At 50.2% G+C, this 2,431-nt stretch carries 5 protein-coding genes; 1 reads left to right on the top strand and 4 read right to left on the bottom strand.

All coding sequences use genetic code 11. The features are described from left to right. The coding region (locus ENTHG_RS24865; protein WP_145973692.1) for a tyrosine-type recombinase/integrase at nt 1–154 on the top strand (154 nt) is incomplete at its 5' end. Nucleotides 155–348: 194 nt separating this feature from the next. On the opposite strand, the gene ENTHG_RS23310 is transcribed toward ENTHG_RS24865, so the two are convergent. The 4 genes from ENTHG_RS23310 to ENTHG_RS24590 all read right to left on the bottom strand — a co-directional run. Then, nucleotides 349–822, bottom strand: a complete 474-nt coding sequence (locus ENTHG_RS23310) for a Clp protease/crotonase-like domain-containing protein (RefSeq protein WP_044185852.1) — start codon at nt 820–822, stop codon at nt 349–351. A gap of 351 nt (nt 823–1,173) precedes the next feature. Then, nucleotides 1,174–1,362, bottom strand: a complete 189-nt coding sequence (locus ENTHG_RS24595) for a DUF1289 domain-containing protein (RefSeq protein ID WP_071825941.1) — start codon at nt 1,360–1,362, stop codon at nt 1,174–1,176. A gap of 130 nt (nt 1,363–1,492) precedes the next feature. Further along, nucleotides 1,493–2,248, bottom strand: a complete 756-nt coding sequence (locus tag ENTHG_RS23305) for an ABC transporter ATP-binding protein (protein WP_044185850.1) — start codon at nt 2,246–2,248, stop codon at nt 1,493–1,495. Nucleotides 2,249–2,250: 2 nt separating this feature from the next. Next, the coding region (locus ENTHG_RS24590) for an iron chelate uptake ABC transporter family permease subunit (RefSeq protein ID WP_145973691.1) at nt 2,251–2,431 on the bottom strand (181 nt) is incomplete at its 5' end.

Below are 2,431 nucleotides of genomic sequence, written 5' to 3'. Positions count from 1 at the left end.
GACTTTTGCCTCCGCAATGCTGGAGAACGGCGAGGATCTGATCACCGTGAAGGATGCGCTGGGTCATGCCAGCGTCACCACCACCCAGAAGTATGACCGGCGCGGGGAAGAAAGACTGCAGCACGCCCGCGACAGACTGGAATTTGGAACCTGATAAGACTTAGATTCAGCGGTGCTGACCGTTTTCGTCGGTCTCCCTGCCTGCAGCAACCTTCTGCATACGGTCCTCGTATTTTTTTCGCCCGCTGCCGAGCCTCTTCGCCGGACACCGGCTTACTCAACCACTCGGGCACCGGTAACGGCACGCGTTTCTCATCTGAGATCTTGACTATCTGAACCATATTCACCTCAGCGGGTTATAAACACATACTCGTGGTTACTGTAATAGGCTTTCATATTATTATAACTGGTAGGATACACTTTCAGCCAGTCATGCATCAGACGATCGTATTCCATGCAGGTTGACGAGGGCAGGTCGAAGTATTCGAGGCCGGTCATATTGTTGTCGATTCGTGGCCGATGATACATGATCATACAGGGTTCAGGGATGGTCATAATGACGTTGGGAGCTGCGTATAACTGACAGCTCATGACCACAAAGGCGGCAGCCGAACCGGCATAGCCGATGACACAAATTTCGATACACTGCGCTGATGAAGACAGAATCGCACTGCTTAGATCAATTGCAAGCCGGGCGTTTCCACCACCATTGTGGTATATGTTGATTGTCGTATCCTTTCCGGCGTTCAAATCATTGATTGCAGCAATGATATCCTGCTCGTTTGTTGTCCCAAAATCATACCGGATGTCATAGCTCGCCATAGCTCCCTTCCCTTTTATGTTTCGCAATCAGTCAGCAGGTCTGTGTCGCGCCGCCCGGTTATCTGTATACTATCACGCTGAACTAAAGGAGAATTTTAAAATAACGCTGAATGAATTTGTAGTAGCACACTGAACTTGTTCAACCATCATCGGGCTGACGAATCCGCACACAGGGGGCCTTGTGGTGCCGTCAATATGTCCGTCGATGAAAGGGCCAGGATTGTTGATAAGCATGTCGGCATCAAAACCTGCTAATACCGTGCTTTATTATCCTTTTTGAGCCCGTTCGTTTGTGGTTCTGAACGCTACCTTGACGCCACGCTCACTGTCCGATACATAAATCGAAACTGTTCAGTGTTGCTCACGCTCCTTTGAAAGAATCTTCAACCGCGAAGGCAGTTCACGTTCGATTTTCTTTCGATGAAATGGAGAAAGTTTGCGCCATTCACGTGCTTCCTGCAGCGTACGACCACAACCTTCACACCAGCCTTTTGTATTGCTAAAGTTACAGACATCGGTACAGGGAGACTTTACGGACATGATTACTCCAATTTTCAAACGAGAGTTAGGGCCGCTACACAGGGCAATGACCAAAACAGTATCTGCCTGTTCAATCCGTACATTATGATACAGCCCGTCCCGTTAATGTTGGTTTCTCAGCACCCGTAGTTCAGGCGTACTGGATGTTCAGATTACCCTGATCGGTTCGATAGATTGTTGCATTGACCTGCCAGGTAGACTGAATCAGCTCTGGGGTAAGCACAGCAGCAGGCTCTCCGGATGCCACAACTTGTCCTTCCTGCAGAACCACCAGGTGCTGACAATATTTTGCTGCCAGATTGAGATCGTGTAGTGCAACAATAACGGTAATTGGCAAGTCAGATATAAGGCGCATCAGCTCCAGTTGGAACTGTATATCCAGATGATTAATTGGCTCGTCCAGCAACAGAATATCCGGTTGTTGCGTGAGTGCACGGGCTATCTGACAGCGCTGACGCTCACCGCCTGACAGACGCTGCCAGGTTCTATGGGCCAGGGCGTTAAGCTTCATCAGCGAAAGCGCCTGCTGGACAGCCTTCTCGTCAGCCTGACACCATGGCGTGAATGCATTGCGATGCGGCGTACGGCCGAGGCGAACGATATCTATCACACTCATCTGCGCCTCAGATTCCGCATGCTGTGGTACAAAAGCAAGTGTGCGGGAAAGCTGACGCTGACTCAGGTCACTTGCCGGTTTACCGCCAACTTTTAATCCCGAATAAACACAGGACTGGATGCCTGCCATTGCGCGAATAAGCGTGGACTTACCAGACCCGTTAGGACCGAGCAGCCCCACCGTTTGCGATTGCTGCACAGCAAAACTGATATCAGATAATATACGGCGTGCCTGGAGTGTTACGCTCAGCTTATCAACCACAACATGCATAATTACTTCTCCCGGTTGCGGTACAAAATCAGGGCAAAGACCGGTGCACCAACGAGGGCTGTCACCACGCCAATTGGCAATACCTGATGACTAATCAGGGTCCGTGATGCCAGGTCTGCAAGAATCATGAAATGGCATCCTGCAAGGAAAGCGACAGGTATGGTGATGAGATGTCGATGCCCG

Source organism: Phytobacter massiliensis JC163, from assembly GCF_000321045.1.
In the GTDB taxonomy this organism is placed as follows: Bacteria; Pseudomonadota; Gammaproteobacteria; order Enterobacterales; family Enterobacteriaceae; genus Phytobacter_A; species Phytobacter_A massiliensis.
This window is presented reverse-complemented; position numbering and strand designations above follow the sequence as displayed.